Source organism: Burkholderia sp. AW49-1, from assembly GCF_053427845.1.
The window spans coordinates 68,805-84,500 of sequence record NZ_JBSAXF010000016.1; the positions used below are offsets into that span (position 1 = coordinate 68,805).

13 protein-coding genes are annotated in these 15,696 nt (G+C 66.6%); 8 read left to right on the forward strand and 5 right to left on the reverse strand.

Annotated elements, in window-relative coordinates; translation table 11 throughout:
- Positions 1-435: 435 nt before the first annotated feature.
- Both ACV22W_RS22675 and ACV22W_RS22680 read left to right on the forward strand, forming a co-directional pair.
- Positions 436-2,727, forward strand: coding sequence for an FUSC family protein (locus tag ACV22W_RS22675; RefSeq protein ID WP_448021882.1), 2,292 nt, complete (start codon positions 436-438; stop codon positions 2,725-2,727).
- A 297-nt stretch (positions 2,728-3,024) separates the two neighbouring features.
- Positions 3,025-4,392, forward strand: coding sequence for an amino acid permease (locus ACV22W_RS22680; RefSeq protein ID WP_448021884.1), 1,368 nt, complete (start codon positions 3,025-3,027; stop codon positions 4,390-4,392).
- 159 nt (positions 4,393-4,551) lie between these two features.
- Here ACV22W_RS22680 and ACV22W_RS22685 read toward each other — a convergent pair whose 3' ends face one another.
- Entirely contained in the window at positions 4,552-4,713 is a 162-nt protein-coding gene (locus tag ACV22W_RS22685; protein ID WP_448021886.1) for a hypothetical protein, read from the reverse strand.
- Between the two features lie 242 nt (positions 4,714-4,955).
- On the opposite strand from ACV22W_RS22685, the gene ACV22W_RS22690 reads away from it, so the two are divergent.
- From ACV22W_RS22690 to ACV22W_RS22700, 3 genes are read left to right on the forward strand one after another with little or no spacing between them, the layout of a single operon-like run.
- Positions 4,956-5,999, forward strand: a complete 1,044-nt coding sequence (locus tag ACV22W_RS22690) for a Fe(3+) ABC transporter substrate-binding protein (protein WP_059683054.1) — start codon at positions 4,956-4,958, stop codon at positions 5,997-5,999.
- Entirely contained in the window at positions 5,989-7,665 is a 1,677-nt protein-coding gene (locus ACV22W_RS22695; protein ID WP_448021888.1) for an ABC transporter permease, read from the forward strand. Before ACV22W_RS22690 ends, ACV22W_RS22695 begins: the two co-directional genes overlap by 11 nt.
- 4 nt (positions 7,666-7,669) lie before the next feature.
- Positions 7,670-8,443, forward strand: coding sequence for an ABC transporter ATP-binding protein (locus ACV22W_RS22700; RefSeq protein WP_448021890.1), 774 nt, complete (start codon positions 7,670-7,672; stop codon positions 8,441-8,443).
- Between the two features lie 80 nt (positions 8,444-8,523).
- Here the strand turns inward: ACV22W_RS22700 and ACV22W_RS22705 are convergent, their stop codons facing one another.
- From ACV22W_RS22705 to ACV22W_RS22720, 4 genes are all read right to left on the reverse strand, one after another.
- A complete protein-coding gene (locus tag ACV22W_RS22705) occupies positions 8,524-8,994 on the reverse strand; it encodes an Lrp/AsnC family transcriptional regulator (protein WP_448021892.1) in 471 nt (156 codons plus the stop codon).
- A gap of 276 nt (positions 8,995-9,270) precedes the next feature.
- The gene (locus tag ACV22W_RS22710; protein ID WP_448021894.1) at positions 9,271-9,912 is read right to left on the reverse strand and encodes an NAD(P)-dependent oxidoreductase; all 642 of its coding nucleotides are present in this window, start codon (positions 9,910-9,912) and stop codon (positions 9,271-9,273) included.
- A gap of 136 nt (positions 9,913-10,048) precedes the next feature.
- Positions 10,049-10,504 carry an Rrf2 family transcriptional regulator gene (locus tag ACV22W_RS22715; RefSeq protein ID WP_448021896.1) on the reverse strand — a complete coding sequence of 152 codons (456 nt, stop codon included), beginning with the start codon at positions 10,502-10,504 and terminating at the stop codon, positions 10,049-10,051.
- 91 nt (positions 10,505-10,595) lie between these two features.
- Positions 10,596-11,024 carry a hypothetical protein gene (locus ACV22W_RS22720; protein ID WP_448021898.1) on the reverse strand — a complete coding sequence of 143 codons (429 nt, stop codon included), beginning with the start codon at positions 11,022-11,024 and terminating at the stop codon, positions 10,596-10,598.
- A gap of 193 nt (positions 11,025-11,217) precedes the next feature.
- Between ACV22W_RS22720 and ACV22W_RS22725 the strand changes: the two genes are divergently transcribed.
- The 3 genes from ACV22W_RS22725 to ACV22W_RS22735 all read left to right on the forward strand — a co-directional run bounded on the left by ACV22W_RS22725 (position 11,218) and on the right by ACV22W_RS22735 (position 15,138).
- Positions 11,218-11,553 (forward strand): hypothetical protein, encoded by a 336-nt coding sequence (locus ACV22W_RS22725; RefSeq protein ID WP_448021900.1) that lies wholly within the window; start codon positions 11,218-11,220, stop codon positions 11,551-11,553.
- Positions 11,554-11,795: 242 nt separating this feature from the next.
- Positions 11,796-12,989, forward strand: a complete 1,194-nt coding sequence (locus ACV22W_RS22730) for an ammonium transporter (protein WP_448021902.1) — start codon at positions 11,796-11,798, stop codon at positions 12,987-12,989.
- A gap of 193 nt (positions 12,990-13,182) precedes the next feature.
- Positions 13,183-15,138 (forward strand): PhoX family protein, encoded by a 1,956-nt coding sequence (locus ACV22W_RS22735; protein WP_448021903.1) that lies wholly within the window; start codon positions 13,183-13,185, stop codon positions 15,136-15,138.
- Positions 15,139-15,696: the final 558 nt, after the last annotated feature.

Consider the following 15,696-nt stretch of genomic DNA (forward strand, 5'->3'; position numbering starts at 1 on the left):
CCCAAGTTGTGTAAAGCCCCGGACAAGAACCGGGACCTCGGTTGACATGCAAGGCTTCGCGTTTCCGCAAACCATTCATTTGCCCTACAAAGGCCGCTGCAGTATCTCAACCGGGATAACCCGAGGCCAATGGGAATGGGCCTAAAAGCAGGGCTTGTCCGATGGGTACGACGCCTTGAATGCGTGTCGTTCTATTCCATGGCTGATCCCACGCATTGGCGCGGCCGCCGTCCGAATGCGGACGCGCACCCACGATGTCGAGTCGCGAGCGGAGCGCGCCTCGACGAGCCGACAACATCACGCCGACGCCCCTTTTTCGGCAGACGGCACGCCGCGCGCACCGACAGGCATCGCTCGCATCGAATGCCTGGCGAAATGCGATAGACTCGTCGCGTCCCGACAACCGGCGTCGCTCGCCTCCGCCTTACCGCATTGATGCGCTATTCGGTCGAAATCAGAAAGTTCTTCTACAGCCAGTACTTTTTCGGCGGCCTGCGGATCGCGGTCGGCGTATCGCTGCCGGCCGTGCTGTTCCTGATCGTGTTTCACAACCGGGAGCTCGGCTTCACGATCTCGACCGGCGCGCTCGGCGCATGCGTCGTCGACATGCCGGGCCCGCTGAAGTACAAGCACAACGAAATGCTCGCGTGCAGCGTGATCGGCTTCCTGGCCGCGCTCGCGACCGGCCTCGCCACGCCGAACATCTTCGCGCTGTGGCTGACGATCGTGCCGCTCACGTTCGTGCTGTCGCTGATCGTCGTCTACGGCAATCGCTGGCCGCAGATCAGCTTCGCGACGCTGTTCATGATGGTGATGACGCTCGAGGAAAAGTTCACGCCGCTGCAAGCGTTCGTCAATGCCGGCTGGATTCTCGCGGGCGGCCTCTGGTACACGTACTGGGCGACGCTCGTGTCGCAATGGCAGGCGCGCCGGATCGAACAGCAGGCGCTCGCCGAAAGCCTGTTCGCATGCGCCGACTACCTGCTCGCGCGTGCGCAGTTCTACGATCTCGATGCCGATCTCGACGAGTGCTATCGCAATCTCGTCGCCAAGCAGATCACCGCGGTCGAAACGCAGGAAACCGCACGCGACATCGTGCTGCGCAACCTGCCGAAGCTGCGCCGCGGCAAGCTCGACCCCGGCCGCACGACGATGTACAACCTCTTCATCAACAGCGTCGACCTGCACGAGCTGTTCGTCGGCGCGCACACCGACTACCCGCTCGTGCGCAACACGTTCGGCGGCTCCGACCTGATCATTTTCTATCGCGACCTGATCCGCAAGGCGGCCCGCGACCTCGAGGAAATCGGTCTCGCGGTGCTCGAGAACCGCGCGCCGCATTCGCGGATCAGCGTGAAGGCCGAACTGCGCGCGATCGAGTACGAGATCGAGCTGATGCGCAAGAAGAACTTCCCGGCCACCAACGCGGAAGCCTACGCAGCCGTGCTCGCGACGTTCCGGCGCATCTGGAGCGCGACGCGCCTGATCGACCGGATGCGCCGCAACCTGTCGGGCCATGCCAACCCGCAGCAGACCGAACTGAAGATCGACAAGGCGCTCACGCGCTTCCTGCAGCGCCGCCGGATGTCGCCGATGCTGATCTTCTCGAACCTGAACATGCGCTCGCCGAGCTTTCGCCACGCGCTGCGCGTGACGATCGCGGTCGCGGTCGGCTTCTGGCTCGGCCGGCTGCTGCCGCTCACGAACGCCTACTGGATCGTGATGACGACCATCATCATCCTGAAGCCCGGCTACTCGCTCACCAAGCAGCGCAACGCGCAGCGTATCGTCGGCACGTTGATCGGCTGCGCGGCGAGCATTGCGCTGATCTATACGGTCAAGGAGCCGCACCTGCTGATCGCGATCATGTTCGGATCGATGGTGATGAGCTACAGCCTGCTGCTGTTCAATTACGCGGCGAGCGTCGTGTTCACGTCGTCTTACGTGCTGCTGATGTTCCATCTGCTCGCGCCGGGCAGCATGCGGATCATCGGCGAGCGAGCGATCGACACGGTGGTCGGCTGCATGATCGCGATCGCAGCGAGCCGCCTGTTCCCGTACTGGGAATACCGGCTGATGGGCAAGCTCGTCACCGACATGCTGACCTCGACCCGCAAGTATTTCGAGGCCGTGTGGCGCGCCGGGCGCGGCGCGTCGCCGCCGCCCGTGCCTGCCGCCGACGGCGCGGCGGTCGTGCCGGTCGTCGCCGCGGCAATCGAGACGCCGGCCACAACCCTCGACGACGACTACCGCTACCGCCTCGCGCGCAAGGACGTGCACATCGCGTTCGCGAACCTCGGCCAGGCGTTCCAGCGAATGATGATCGAGCCGAAGGCGCACCAGCGCTTCGTGCCGGAGCTGAACGACCTGCTCGTGCAGACGCACGTGCTCGGTGCCCAGATCACCGCCGCCGCGCCGCTGATCCGCAGCGCGTGCGCGGCCGACGGGAACATCGTCCACGACGATGCGCTGCGCCGCGGCCTGTCCGCCGTGCTCGAGAACCTCGAGAAGGCGGAAGCCGGCGAGCCGCCCCCGGCCGACCAGCTCGACGCGACGAAGCAGATCACCCGCGACCTCGACGCGATGGTCGTGTCCGCGGAAAAATCCGACGCGGTGGGCGCCGAGCTCACGCACGACCTGAAGGTGCTCGCGCACCAGTGCAAGCAGATGCTCGCGTCGTCGCTGCTGATCCGCAAGGACGCGAGCGTCATCCGCCTCCCCGCATGACGCCGTAACGCCGTTCCGCTACCGGCCGCCCGCGCACGCAAGCGGGCCGGCCGGCAGCGCTCCCCACTCCCGCAATACCCTCCCGAAGCATGACCCACACGCCCCATACGGCCCACGCGTCCGCCGCGCGACGGCCCCACTTCCGATTGCGCCGGTTGCGCCAGTCAGGGAATACCCGATTCCTGTCGCATGCTCCGGCTTGTTATCATTCCGACATCCTCAAGTTGTATATACAACTTGAGCCAACCGGGCCGGCCCCGTTCGCCCGGTCCGTCGCATAACGATATCGGAGACTCGATGAAGAACTTGCAGCGCCATCTGAGCGCGCGGCACATCCGCTTTCTCGCGCTGGGCTCGGCGATCGGCACCGGCCTGTTCTACGGCTCGGCGTCCGCGATCCAGCTCGCGGGCCCGGCGGTAATCCTGGCCTATATCCTGGGCGGCGCGGCTGTCTACATGGTGATGCGCGCGCTCGGCGAGATGGCCGTGCGCGAGCCCGTCGCCGGCTCGTTCGGCCACTATGCAACCGAAAACCTCGGCCCGTTCGCGGGCTTCGTCACCGGCTGGACCTACACGCTCGAAATGGTGATCGTCGCGATCGCCGACATCACGGCATTCGGCATCTACATGGGCTTCTGGTTTCCGGATGTCCCTCAATGGATCTGGGTGCTCGGCGTCGTCGCGGTCATCTGCGGGCTGAACCTGTGCCATGTGAAGGTGTTCGGCGAGCTCGAGTTCTGGCTGTCGATCATCAAGGTCGGCGCGATCGTCGCGATGATCGGCGGCGGCGTCGCGATCCTGCTGACCGGCATGCATCTCGGCCATTCGGCCGACGTGCCGACGTTCGCGAACCTGTGGAACCATGGCGGCTTCTTCCCGAACGGGATCGGCGGGCTGATCGCGTCGCTGTCGGTCGTGATCTTCGCGTACGGCGGCATCGAGGTGATCGGGATGAGCGCCGGCGAGGCGAAGGATCCGGAACGCGTGATTCCGCGCGCGATCAACGCAGTGCCCGCGCGCATCCTGTTGTTCTACGTGCTGACGATGATCGTGCTGATGTCGATCAGCCCGTGGACCGGCGTCGGCAGCGACGGCAGTCCGTTCGTGCAGATCTTCTCGGCGCTCGGCGTGAAGTCGGCCGCGACCATTCTCAACCTCGTGGTGATCAGCGCGGCGATCTCCGCGATCAACAGCGACATCTTCGGCGCGGGCCGGATGATGTTCGGGATGGCCCGGCAGGGCCAGGCGCCGCGCGTGCTGATGGCAACGTCACGGCACGGCGTGCCGTGGGTCACGGTGCTCGTAATGGCCGGCGCGCTGCTGATCGGCGTGCTGCTCAACTACCTGATGCCGAAGGACGTGTTCCTGGTGGTCGCGGCGATCGCGACGTTCGCGACCGTGTGGGTGTGGCTGATGATCCTGCTGTCGCAGGTCGCGATGCGCCGTCGCCTGTCGAGCGCGGAAATCGCGGCGCTGAAGTTCAAGGTGCCGCTGTGGCCCGTCGCACCCGCGCTGACGATCGCGTTCATGGCTTTCGTGATCGTGATGCTCGGCTGGTTCGAAGATACGCGCGTCGCGCTCTACGTCGGTGCGGCATGGCTCGTTCTGCTCGCGCTCGTGTTCTACGCACGAATCCGCCCGAAATTCGCGCCTGCGTCACGTTGACGCACGGTTGACCTTCCGCGCGGCACGCCGGCTTCGGCGCCCGCATCTGTCCCGGCGCGACGCCTCGCGCCGCCCACCGCTTCCACTCTTCCTGCCGTTCCTGCGCATCGCTGGCGGCCCGACCGGGCCGCGCAGCGATCAAGCGCATCCGCGCCGGCGTCAGTGCGAAGCGGCGCTCGCGGCCTCGGCCGGATGAGCCTCGTCGTACTCGTGCTTCTGCGAGATCGCGTTATACAGGATCGTCCCGATCACGAGCAGCACGGCCACGACGATCAGGATGCTCACGTTGCGGACAGGGTTCTTCTTGCGCTGATCGTTCATGGTCGGGACGGCTCCGTCGATTTCGTTGAAGCGGGCATTCTACGCGCTTGCGGCCGCGCTGCGACGCCCCGGTAGCGCACCCGCCTCACACCTTCCTTCCCGCCTTCCAGAACCTTTCATTTGATAATCATTCCCATTTCGAACTAGAATCCGAAATCTTTCGTTTTGTAATGTTTCGGGTTGCTCGGGCGGCAGGCACACCCCGGAACGCTTCTTCGTCCGCCTGCCTCATCGGAGTCTCCATGTCGAATCCGCGCACCCGCCTGCTGCCGCTCGCCGGCGCCCTCGCCCTTGCCGCCGCCGCATTTGCGCCTCTGGCCCACGCGGCCGAGGAAGTGAGCCTGTACACCACCCGCGAACCGAAGCTGATCCAGCCGCTGATCGACGCGTTCACGAAACAGAGCGGCGTCAAGGTCAACACCGTGTTCGTGAAGGACGGCCTGCTCGAGCGCGTGAAGGCGGAAGGCGCGCAGTCGCCGGCCGACGTGCTGATGACGGTCGACATCGGCAACCTGCTCGACCTGGTCGACGGCGGGCTCGCGCAGCCGGTGCGCTCGAAGGTGCTCGACGATGCGATTCCCGCGAACCTGCGCGGCGCGCAGGGCGACTGGTACGCGCTGTCGCTACGCGATCGCGTGCTGTACGTGGAGAAGGACCTGAAGGTCGACGCGTTCCGCTACGAGGATCTCGCCGATCCGAAATGGAAGGGCAAGGTCTGCATCCGCTCGGGGCAGCATCCGTACAACACGGCACTCGTCGCGGCGATGATCGCGCACGACGGCGAAGCCGCGACCGAAAAGTGGCTGCGGGGCGTGAAGGCGAACCTCGCCCGCAAGGCGACGGGCGGCGACCGCGACGTCGCGCGCGACATCCTCGGCGGCATCTGCGACGTCGGTCTTGCCAACGCGTACTACGTCGGTCACATGAAGAACGCGGAGCCGGGCACCGATGCGCGCAAGTGGGGCGACGCGATCAAGGTCGTGCGGCCGACGTTCGCAAACGCGAAGAGCGGCGGCACGCACGTGAACATCAGCGGCGCGACGGTCGCGAAGCACGCGCCGCACAAGGCCAACGCGGTGAAGCTGCTCGAGTACCTCGTGTCGCCGGAAGCGCAGGCGCTGTATGCGCAGGCGAACTACGAATATCCGGTGCGCGCGAACGTGAAGCTCGATCCGGTGATCGCGAGCTTCGGCACGCTGAAGGTCGACCCGCTGCCGCTGACCGACATCGCGAAGCACCGCAAGGCGGCCAGCCAGCTCGTCGACAAGGTCGGCTTTGACAACTGACGCAACGTTCGTCCGCGCGCGCCGCCGGCCGCTCCGTTCGCGCGCGGGCGGCCTCTGGCTGGGCGCGGCCGTCGCGATCGCCGCGGCGGTCGCGGCGCCGCTCGCGGTGCTGGTCGCCGCCGCGTTCGGCGCCGATCTCGCGCACTGGAAGCATCTCGCCGAATTCGTGCTGCCGCAGGCGCTCGTCAACACGTTGCTGTTGCTCGCGGGTGTCGGCGCGATCGTCACGGTGGTCGGCACCGGCTGCGCGTGGCTCGTCACCGCGTACGACTTTCCCGGCCGCCGGATGCTGACCTGGGCGCTGCTGCTGCCGCTCGCGGTGCCCACCTATATCGTCGCGTTCGCCTATCTCGATCTGCTCCACCCGATCGGCCCCGTGCAGGGCGCGATCCGCTGGCTGCTCGGCTTCGACAGCCCGCGCCAGTTCCGTCTGCCGGACCTGCGTTCGCTGCCCGGTGCGATCTTCGTGCTCGGCTTCGTGCTGTATCCGTACGTGTACCTGAGCACGCGCGCGATGTTCGTCACGCAGTCCGCGAGTCTGCTAGAAGCCGCGCGCACGCTCGGCGCGGGACGCATCGCGACGTTCTGGCGCGTCGTCGTGCCGCTCGCGCGGCCCGCGATCGCGGTCGGCGTGAGCCTTGCGCTGCTCGAAACGCTGAACGACATCGGCGCATCGGAATTCCTCGGCGTGCAGACGCTGACCGTGTCGGTCTACACGACGTGGATCACGCGCTCCGATCTTGCCGGCGCCGCGCAGATCGCGCTCGCGATGCTCGCGATCGTGGTCGGCACGATCATGCTCGAACGCTACGGACGCCGCCGCCAGCGCTACGCGCACGGCAGGCGCATGCGTCCGGTCGCACCGCGCAAGCTGACGGGTGCGGCCGCGTGGAGCGCCGCCGCGCTCGGCTGGCTGCCGGTGCTGCTCGGCTTCGGCGCCCCGGCCGCATACCTCGCGGTCGAGACCGGCAAGCGGCTGCATCTCGTTGGCGGCGTATCCGCGCAATTGATGACCGGGCTCGCGAACACGCTGACGATTGCCGCCGCCGCAACCGTCGCGACGCTCGCATGCGGGCTCGTCGTCGCGTGGGCGGCGCGCGCGCAGCGCGACAGCGCGCGCGCGGGCCCGGCCCGCGTGTGCGCGCGAATCGCGAGCCTCGGCTACGCGGTGCCGGGCACCGTGCTCGCGATCGGCCTGCTGATCCCGTTCGCGACGGCCGATCGGCTGCTCGGCGCGGCGCTCGGCCGTGACGGGCTGCTGCTGATGGGATCGGCGGCTGCGCTCGTCATCGCGTACACCGTACGCTTTCTCGCGATCTCGGCCGGCAGCATCGAAGCCGGCCTCGCGCGCATTCCGCCGTCGCTCGAACATGCCGCGCGCTCGCTCGGCGAGACGGCCGGCGGCACGTTGCGGCGCGTGCACCTGCCGCTGCTGCGGCCCGCACTCACGACGAGCGCACTGCTCGTCTTCGTCGACGCGATGAAGGAGCTGCCGGCGACGCTGCTGCTGCGCCCGCTGAATTTCGACACGCTCGCGACCTGGCTGTATGCGGAGGCCGCGCGTGGCACCTATGAGGAAGGCGCGGTCGCCGCGCTCGCGATCGTGCTGGCCGGGCTCGTGCCCGTGATCCTGCTCGCGCGCACCCGTCACAAGATCGGAGCCTGACATCGTGAACCTGCTCGAACTCGACGACCTCTGCGTCGCCTACGACACGCCGCACGGCCGCCGCACGGTGGTCGACGGGCTGAGCCTCGCGCTGCCGCGCGGCGACATCGGCTGTCTGCTCGGCGCATCGGGCTGCGGCAAGACCACCGTGCTGCGCGCGATCGCGGGCTTCGAGCCCGTGCGCATGGGACGCATCGTGCTGGACGGCACGCCCGTCGCGGCGCCGTCGCTCGACGTCCCGCCCGAGCGGCGACGCATCGGGATGATGTTCCAGGACTATGCGCTGTTCCCGCACCTGAGTGCGGCCGAGAACGTGGCGTTCGGCCTGCGGCGCATGCCGAAGGCCGAGCGGCGCGCGCGCGTCGCGGACATGCTCGAGCTCGTCGGGCTCGCCGCTTCCGGCAGCGCGTATCCGCACGAACTGTCGGGTGGCCAGCAGCAGCGCGTCGCCCTCGCGCGCGCGCTCGCCCCGTCGCCCGAGCTGCTGCTGCTCGACGAGCCGTTCTCGAATCTCGACGTCGATACGCGCGAGCGGCTCGCGTTCGAGCTGCGCGACATCCTGAAGCGCACGGGTCACACCGCGATCCTCGTCACGCACAACCAGGCGGAAGCGTTCGCGATCGCCGACCGGATCGGCGTGATGAAGGATGGCCGGCTCGCGCAATGGGACACGCCGTACGCGCTGCACCACCATCCGGCCAGCCCGTTCGTCGCGGAGTTCGTGCGCCGCGACGCGCTTGCGGACGAACGCGCACGCGCGCTGTCACGCGGCCGCTGAGCGGGCGACAGCGGCGCGTTTCGGCGGCGCGCACACGTAACGCCCGTGCGCACCGACGCGATCCGTTGCCGCCCCGCGCGCTATGCCGGCTCGGACAGATCGCGCACCGGCAGCGCGGTCGAATACTTGATCTGCTCCATCGCGAACGACGAGCTCACGTCGAACAGCGGCACCGCGCGGATCAGTTGCTTGTACACGCGATCGTAATCGTCAATGCCGGCCACCACGACCCGCAGCAGATAGTCGGTCTCGCCGCTCATCCGGTAGACCTCGACGACTTCCGGCATGTCGCGCACGACCTGCGTGAAGCGCTGAGCCCATTCCTCGGTGTGCTGGTTCGTGCGAATCGCGACGAACACCGTCGTGCCGACACCGAGCTTGCGCGGGTCGCACAACGCGACCTGCGCACGGATCGCGCCGGTTTCCTTGAGCCGCTGCACGCGCTTCCAGCAGGGCGTCTGCGACAGGTTCACGCGCTGCGCGAGTTCCGCGATCGGCAATGTGGCATCTGCCTGCAACAACTCAAGCAGTTTGCGATCGATGGCATCCATTTACACAGTCCCTCGTAGATAGAAATTTTTTCTATGCATCCTGCATGACGGGGAACAATATGGAAACCGCTGCGCGGCGTCGACCGGGATAAATACCAATCAGGCCGGGAAGCATCCGCGTCACGCGCGATCCCGTGTGCAGCGGCCCATCGATCATCGGCACACCAGACGAAACAGGCGATTCCACCCGTCGAGGTGGAATCGCCTGAAGTCATTGCGGCTGCGCAGCCTGCTAGGCGCTCATGGCAAATGCGCGCCGCCTTGCCGTGAGATCGCTCAATACGCGACCGTTGCGATCTCGCGCACGAAGCTGTGTTGCTCGAGCGCATCGACGAACGCGACCGCGTAGTCTTCCGCCGAGATCCTGCTGTTGCCCTCTGCGTCCACGATCAGCTTGCCCGTGCCCGTGCGGAACGTGCCCGTGCGCTCGCCCGGCGCGATCAGGGCTGCCGGCGCGAAGAACGTCCAGTCGAGATCGCCGACCGTTTTCAGAAAATCGAGCGCATCGCGATGCGCAAGCGCGACTGCCTTGTACGCGTCCGGGAAACCTTCGGTGTCGACCAGTTGCTTGCCCGGCGCGACTTCGAGCGAACCGGCGCCCCCCACCACCACGAGCCGCTTCAGGCCGGCCTTGCGCGTGCTTTCCACCAGCGCCTTCGCCGCGGCGGCGATCTTCGCGGGTTCGTCCTGCTTCTGGCTGTATGCGCTCGCGACGACGTCGTGGCCCGGCAGCGCGGCCGCGATGCTGGCCGCATCGAACAGGTCGGCCGCCTTCGCGGTGATGCCGTCGCCCGCCGCGCCCGGATGGCGCGACAGCGCGGTCACGCGATGGCCGCGACGCACGGCCTCCGCGGCGATGCGCGAGCCGATCATTCCGGTGGCGCCGAACAGTGCGATGTTCAAGGTACGTTGCGTCATGTCGATTCTCCAGAAATAAAAGTAACTGCAGCAATTACATATAAAGCCGAAAAAAAACGGAGCAACACTCCGTCGTGCCGGTCGCCGCGCGTGCGCGTCACCCGGCCTCCTGCCCTGCATCAGCCGTTGCCCGCGATCACCGGCAGGTGCTTCCCGCAGGCCTGCTGCGCTGCTCCGATTCGAGCACGTCGGCCGTGACGTCCGCAAGCGTGCGGGTGGCAAGCGATGCTTCCATCGCGCGCTGCGCGTCGCCGATATAGTCGATCAGCACGCCCTGAATGTGCCGCCCGACGAGACACGCGGGATTCGGCGCCTCGCGATGCAGCGCGAACAGTTGCGCATCATCGACCGCGCGATACACGTCGAGCAACGTGATCTCTCCCGGCTCGCGTGCCAGCAGCGCGCCGCCGCCCGCGCCGAGCTGCGACGTGGTCAGCCCCGCGGCCGCCAGCATCGACAGCAGACGGCGAATCAGCGCCGGATTCGTGTTCACGCTACCCGCGATGATGTCGGACGACAGCGGAGCACCTTCCTGCATCGACAGCAAGGCAAGCACATGAACGGCAAACGCGAACCGGCTGCTGGTATTCATTTCTTACTCGCTCGGTGACGCCGGCCCGAGCGGCAGCCGGCGACAATGTGTACGCACTATAGTTACATTTCACGGATTCCGCAAGGGCCCCTTACTCGCCGCTGGCCGGCTTCGCACCCGACGCGTTCTGCTGACTCCACTGCTGGAGCTTCTTGCCGGCCTCCGCCATTTTCGCGCCCGCTTCCGATGCCGCGTGTGCGACGACGGCGGAAGCGGCCGCATCGATCTGCGCCTGCGCGGCGGATGCAAGGCCGCTCGCGGACAGCGGCGGCACGGCCGAGGCCGCGCTCGCGATGCCGGCCTTCGCGGCATTGATCTGCTGGTTGACGGTGCTCGCCACCTGGTCGAGCGCCTTGGCCGCGTTGTTCGCGGCATCGGCGGCCGCGCTGGCGGCCGTATCGGGTTGCGTGGCCGGCGAGCCGGACTTCTCGCAGCCTGCGAGCAACAGCGCCGCACCGACGGCCGCGGCCGCCAGCACGGACCCGGGCACGCGACGCGCCAGCCAAGTCTTCATCTTCATCAGCGATCTCCGGCCGTGCTCCGCACGGCCTGAATGGTTGGACCAGCGTCGATGATACCGCCTGTGGAACAGGGCCAATGACGACGCGTGATTAAAAATGCCTTTCAATTTCAGATTTGTCTGATTCAATCGCCGGCGTGCCGAGACTAAAGTAGCCAGGCTTCAATCCGCTCCGTCTGCTTTCCGTTTCTTCATGGCTTTCCTCGTCGACTGGTTCATCGCGCTGGCTGCCGCGCTGGCCGCCATCCTGTTCCTGTGCCTTCGCTCACCGTCCGCGTCGCGCCTGCGTGCCGCCGGGCGCCCGCGCCGCGTGGCGTGCGCCCGCCTGCTCGCTCAGGCGGTGATCGGCTTCTGGACGGCGGCGCTGATCGTCGCGCAAGGCATCTTGGGCCCCGACGGCGACGGCCAGTCGCACGTGAGCTTCGCGGCGCTCGCATTCGCCGCTCTCGGGCTCACCACCGTCGCCGCCTACTGGTGCGCCTGCGCACTGCGGCTGCGGCGCTCGCGCGTGCTGTTCGCTCACCGCTGACGCGCCAGGCCGGTGCATCACGGCGCACCACGCTGCGCATTGCACGCACCAGCTGCGCTCGCATCGCACCACGTGCGTGCACCGACTCCGCCCCAGGCCCACATGCGGCCTGCCCCGCTACCGTGCACGCATCGCCGGGAAGCCGCGTCGCACGGCGCTCCGCACCACTTGCACGCACTCGTTCACCAAGTTGGCTCGATATTTGCGTTCCTTGCCCGTTTTTTGCGCAAGGAAGCCACGGCATGGATGGTCTGAAATCCGGCGTCGACACACTGTTCCTGTTGATCGGCGCCGTCATGGTGCTCGCGATGCACGCGGGCTTCGCATTTCTCGAGCTCGGCACGGTTCGCAAGAAGAACCAGGTCAACGCGCTCGTGAAGATTCTGGTCGACTTCTCGGTGTCGACGCTCGCGTACTTCTTCATCGGCTACACGATCGCGTACGGCGTCGAGTTCTTCGACGACATCGGCACGCTGTCGCAGCACAGCGGCTATGCACTCGTGCGCTTCTTCTTCCTGCTGACGTTCGCGGCGGCCATTCCCGCGATCGTGTCCGGCGGCATCGCCGAACGCGCGAAATTCAATCCTCAGCTCGTCGCGACGCTGATCATCGTCGGCTTCATCTATCCGTTCTTCGAAGGAATCGCATGGAATGAACGCTTCGGCGTGCAGGGCTGGCTCACGCATGCGTTCGGCGCGCCGTTCCACGATTTCGCGGGCTCGGTCGTCGTGCACGCGTTCGGCGGCTGGGTCGCGCTGCCGGCCGTGCTGCTGCTCGGCGCACGCCACGGCCGCTATGCGAAGGACGGCCGGATCGCCGCGCACCCGCCGTCGAACATCCCGTTCCTCGCACTCGGCGCGTGGGTGCTCGCGGTCGGCTGGTTCGGCTTCAACGTGATGAGCGCGCAGACGCTCGACAAGGTCAGCGGCCTGGTCGCCGTGAACTCGCTGATGGCGATGGTCGGCGGCACGCTCGCCGCGTGGATGGCCGGCCGCAACGATCCGGGCTTCACGTACAACGGCCCGCTCGCGGGCCTCGTCGCGGTCTGCGCGGGTTCCGACGTAATGCACCCGATCGGTGCGCTCGTCACCGGCGCGGCAGCCGGCGCGTTGTTCGTCGCGATGTTCACCTGCGTGCAGAACAAGTGGCGCATCGACGACGTGCTCGGCGTGTGGCCGCTGCACGGGATGTGCGGCGCGCTCGGCGGCATCGCGGCCGGCGTGTTCGGGCAACCCGCATTCGGCGGCCTCGGCGGCGTGTCGTTCGTGTCGCAACTCATCGGCACGCTCGGCGGCATCGTAATCGCCACCACCGGCGGCACGCTCGTGTACGGCGCGCTGAAGGCGACCGTCGGCCTGCGCCTCGAGCGCGAAGCCGAATTCGACGGCGCCGATCTGTCGATCCACCGCATCTCGGCGACGCCCGAGCGCGACTGAGCGCGAATACGCGTCCGACCGGCGTCCGGCAGCCCGCCTGACGGACGCCCGACGCATCATTACGTTTTCAATTCAAAAAACTTTCATCGAGCGTCCCTACACTTCGGTCCAGTTTTCAACTCGCCTTCGCATTGCTTGCTGATCGCCTGCTTCGCGAAAGGCCATTCTTCCAACATTCGAAACTGGACTCCACATGCCCGCGTTGCCCAATGCTTCCCGTCGTCAGGCCCTGAAGATCCTCGCCGGCGCGCCCATGCTGCCCCTCTCCGGCCTCGCGCTGCCGGCCTTGCTGACGGGCTGCGGCGGCGACGACAATCCGGCGGCGACGCCGGCCGCCGCGTACACGTCGGCGGCGTTCTCGGCAATGGCCGCGCCCACGCTCGACAACGCGGCCGCGATGGCCACGACGACGGTCGGCTCGACGCTGTCGGTGTCGTTCTCGGACGGCTCGTCGCGCAACTTCAAGCTCGCGTACCGGCCGTTCTTCGTGACGGGTGACATGATGCCGGACGGCAAGGGCGGCACGACGCTCGCGGGCGGCTACTACGACATCAACAACCAGCCGATCATCGACCGCTCGGTGGCGGGCAAGGAGCGCCAGTTCTATTCGGACTGCCCGGACGGCAGTTCGCTGCTGACGCTGAAGAATGCGAACGTGGCCGGCGTGAAGGGCAACACGGTGTTCGCGGTCGTGCAGTTCGAATACACGACGCGCGACCAGGCGAGCGCATCGCAGTACGGCCAGCTGCCGTCGCCGATCGCGGTGATCACGCTCGACCAGGACCCGTCCAGCGGCGCGCTGAAGGTCGTCAAGTATCACAACGTCGATACGTCGAAGGCGCACGGCCTGTGGATCACGTGCGGCGCGAGCCTGTCGCCGTGGGGCACGCACCTGTCGAGCGAGGAGTACGAGCCGGACGCGACCAAGGCCGCGACCGACGCGCAGTTCAAGGCATTCAGCCGGAACACGTTCGGCGACGAGACGAAGGCGAACCCCTATCACTACGGCCACCTGCCCGAGATCACGGTGAACCCCGACGGCACCGGCTCGGTGAAGAAGCACTACTGCCTCGGCCGCATCTCGCACGAGCTGATCCAGGTGATGCCGGACCAGCGCACGGTGATGATGGGCGACGACGCCACCAACGGCGGCCTGTTCATGTTCGTCGCCGACAAGGCCGCCGATCTGTCCGCCGGGACGCTGTACGTCGCGAAGTGGGCGCAGACGTCGTCCGCCGGCGCGGGCAGCGCGACGCTCACGTGGATCAGGATCGGCCACGCGACGAGCAGCGAGATCGAGACGCTCGCGAACACGCTGAAGGCGTCGGACATCATGGACCTGACGACGACCGATCCGAACGACGCGAGCTACGCGAAGATCCATTTCGGCGGGAAGTTCAACTGGATGCGCGTGAAGCCCGGGATGGAAAAGGCGGCCGCGTTCCTCGAAACGCACCGCTACGCGGCGCTGATCGGCGGCAGCATGGCGTTCACGAAGCTCGAAGGCACGACGGTCAACGCGAAGGACAAGATCGTCTACACGGCGATGTCGCGGATCGAGACGTCGATGGTCCGGGGCAATGCGGTGTCGCGCGACGTCGCGGTGGACAAGAAGATCGCCGCGGGCGCCGTCTACGCGCTGAACCTGAAGGCCGGCCAGCGCGACACGTCGGGCGGCGCGATCGACAGCGAGTGGGTACCGGTCGACATGGGCGCGCCGGCCGCGCTCGTCGGCGAGGACCTCGCAGCGGCCGATGCGCTCGGCAACCTCGCGAACCCGGACAAGATCGCGAACCCCGACAACCTGAAGTTCTCCGAGAAGCTGCGCACGCTCTTCATCGGCGAAGACTCGGGCATGCACGTGAACAACTTCCTGTGGGCGTACAACGTCGACACGAAGTCGCTCGTACGCGTGCTGTCGTGCCCGGCCGGCGCAGAATCGACGGGCCTGCACGCGGTCGACGAGATCAACGGCTGGACCTACATCATGAGCAACTTCCAGCACGCGGGCGACTGGGAGTCTCCGCTGCACGACAAGGTCAAGCCGACGCTCGATCCGCTCGTGCGCGCGAACTTCAAGGACCGCTTCGGCGCGAGTGTCGGCTACCTGACGGCCGAGCCGACCAGCATCAAGCTCGCGAAGGCCTGAGCGCTCCGGCCAGGCGCCTCTGACCGGGCGCCCCCTTCTTCTTCACGTTTCATTCGTCGGCGCTCCACGCCGGTTTACGCGCGATGCCCAATCCGGGCATCGCGCTTTTTTTTGCGCGCGCCGCACGCACGCAGGCACGCACGAGCCCGGTCGAACGGGCGATTTCAGCGATCGGGGGATAATACGGACCTGATGCGTCCGGCGGGCGGGCAAAAAAAAGCGCCACGGAGACCGTGGCGCTAAAAAAGTTCTAGCCATTCCGAGGGCCGTGCTAGAACCTGAGAGACTGCGCGAAACACCGTTGCCGGTTAAACTCCTGAAACGATGTTTCGAAAACGTGAGACATTCTTTCCGTTTCCGCCCGACAAGTCAAGCGGTATTTGCACCGGTTTGTTCGCTTCCCGGCAATGCTGATTTGAGCACATTCCTAATAAACCAAGGGTGAACCCGTAAAATCTCATCCGATGAACGATTCACCCATGGAACATGCATCTTTTGACAATCATCCTACAATACCAACAAAATTGAAATCGAGTTTCGGAAATAGAGAGAATCCCT

Bases quoted from the DNA above. Each gene is read 5' to 3' on its own strand.
- ACV22W_RS22710 (WP_448021894.1), bottom strand. From the start codon at position 9,912: ATGACGCAACGTACCTTGAACATCGCACTGTTCGGCGCCACCGGAATG.
- ACV22W_RS22730 (WP_448021902.1), top strand. From the start codon at position 11,796: ATGGATGGTCTGAAATCCGGCGTCGACACACTGTTCCTGTTGATCGGC.
- ACV22W_RS22675 (WP_448021882.1), top strand. From the start codon at position 436: ATGCGCTATTCGGTCGAAATCAGAAAGTTCTTCTACAGCCAGTACTTT.
- ACV22W_RS22715 (WP_448021896.1), bottom strand. From the start codon at position 10,504: ATGAATACCAGCAGCCGGTTCGCGTTTGCCGTTCATGTGCTTGCCTTG.
- ACV22W_RS22705 (WP_448021892.1), bottom strand. From the start codon at position 8,994: ATGGATGCCATCGATCGCAAACTGCTTGAGTTGTTGCAGGCAGATGCC.
- ACV22W_RS22720 (WP_448021898.1), bottom strand. From the start codon at position 11,024: ATGAAGATGAAGACTTGGCTGGCGCGTCGCGTGCCCGGGTCCGTGCTG.
- ACV22W_RS22735 (WP_448021903.1), top strand. From the start codon at position 13,183: ATGCCCGCGTTGCCCAATGCTTCCCGTCGTCAGGCCCTGAAGATCCTC.
- ACV22W_RS22680 (WP_448021884.1), top strand. From the start codon at position 3,025: ATGAAGAACTTGCAGCGCCATCTGAGCGCGCGGCACATCCGCTTTCTC.
- ACV22W_RS22725 (WP_448021900.1), top strand. From the start codon at position 11,218: ATGGCTTTCCTCGTCGACTGGTTCATCGCGCTGGCTGCCGCGCTGGCC.
- ACV22W_RS22690 (WP_059683054.1), top strand. From the start codon at position 4,956: ATGTCGAATCCGCGCACCCGCCTGCTGCCGCTCGCCGGCGCCCTCGCC.
- ACV22W_RS22685 (WP_448021886.1), bottom strand. From the start codon at position 4,713: ATGAACGATCAGCGCAAGAAGAACCCTGTCCGCAACGTGAGCATCCTG.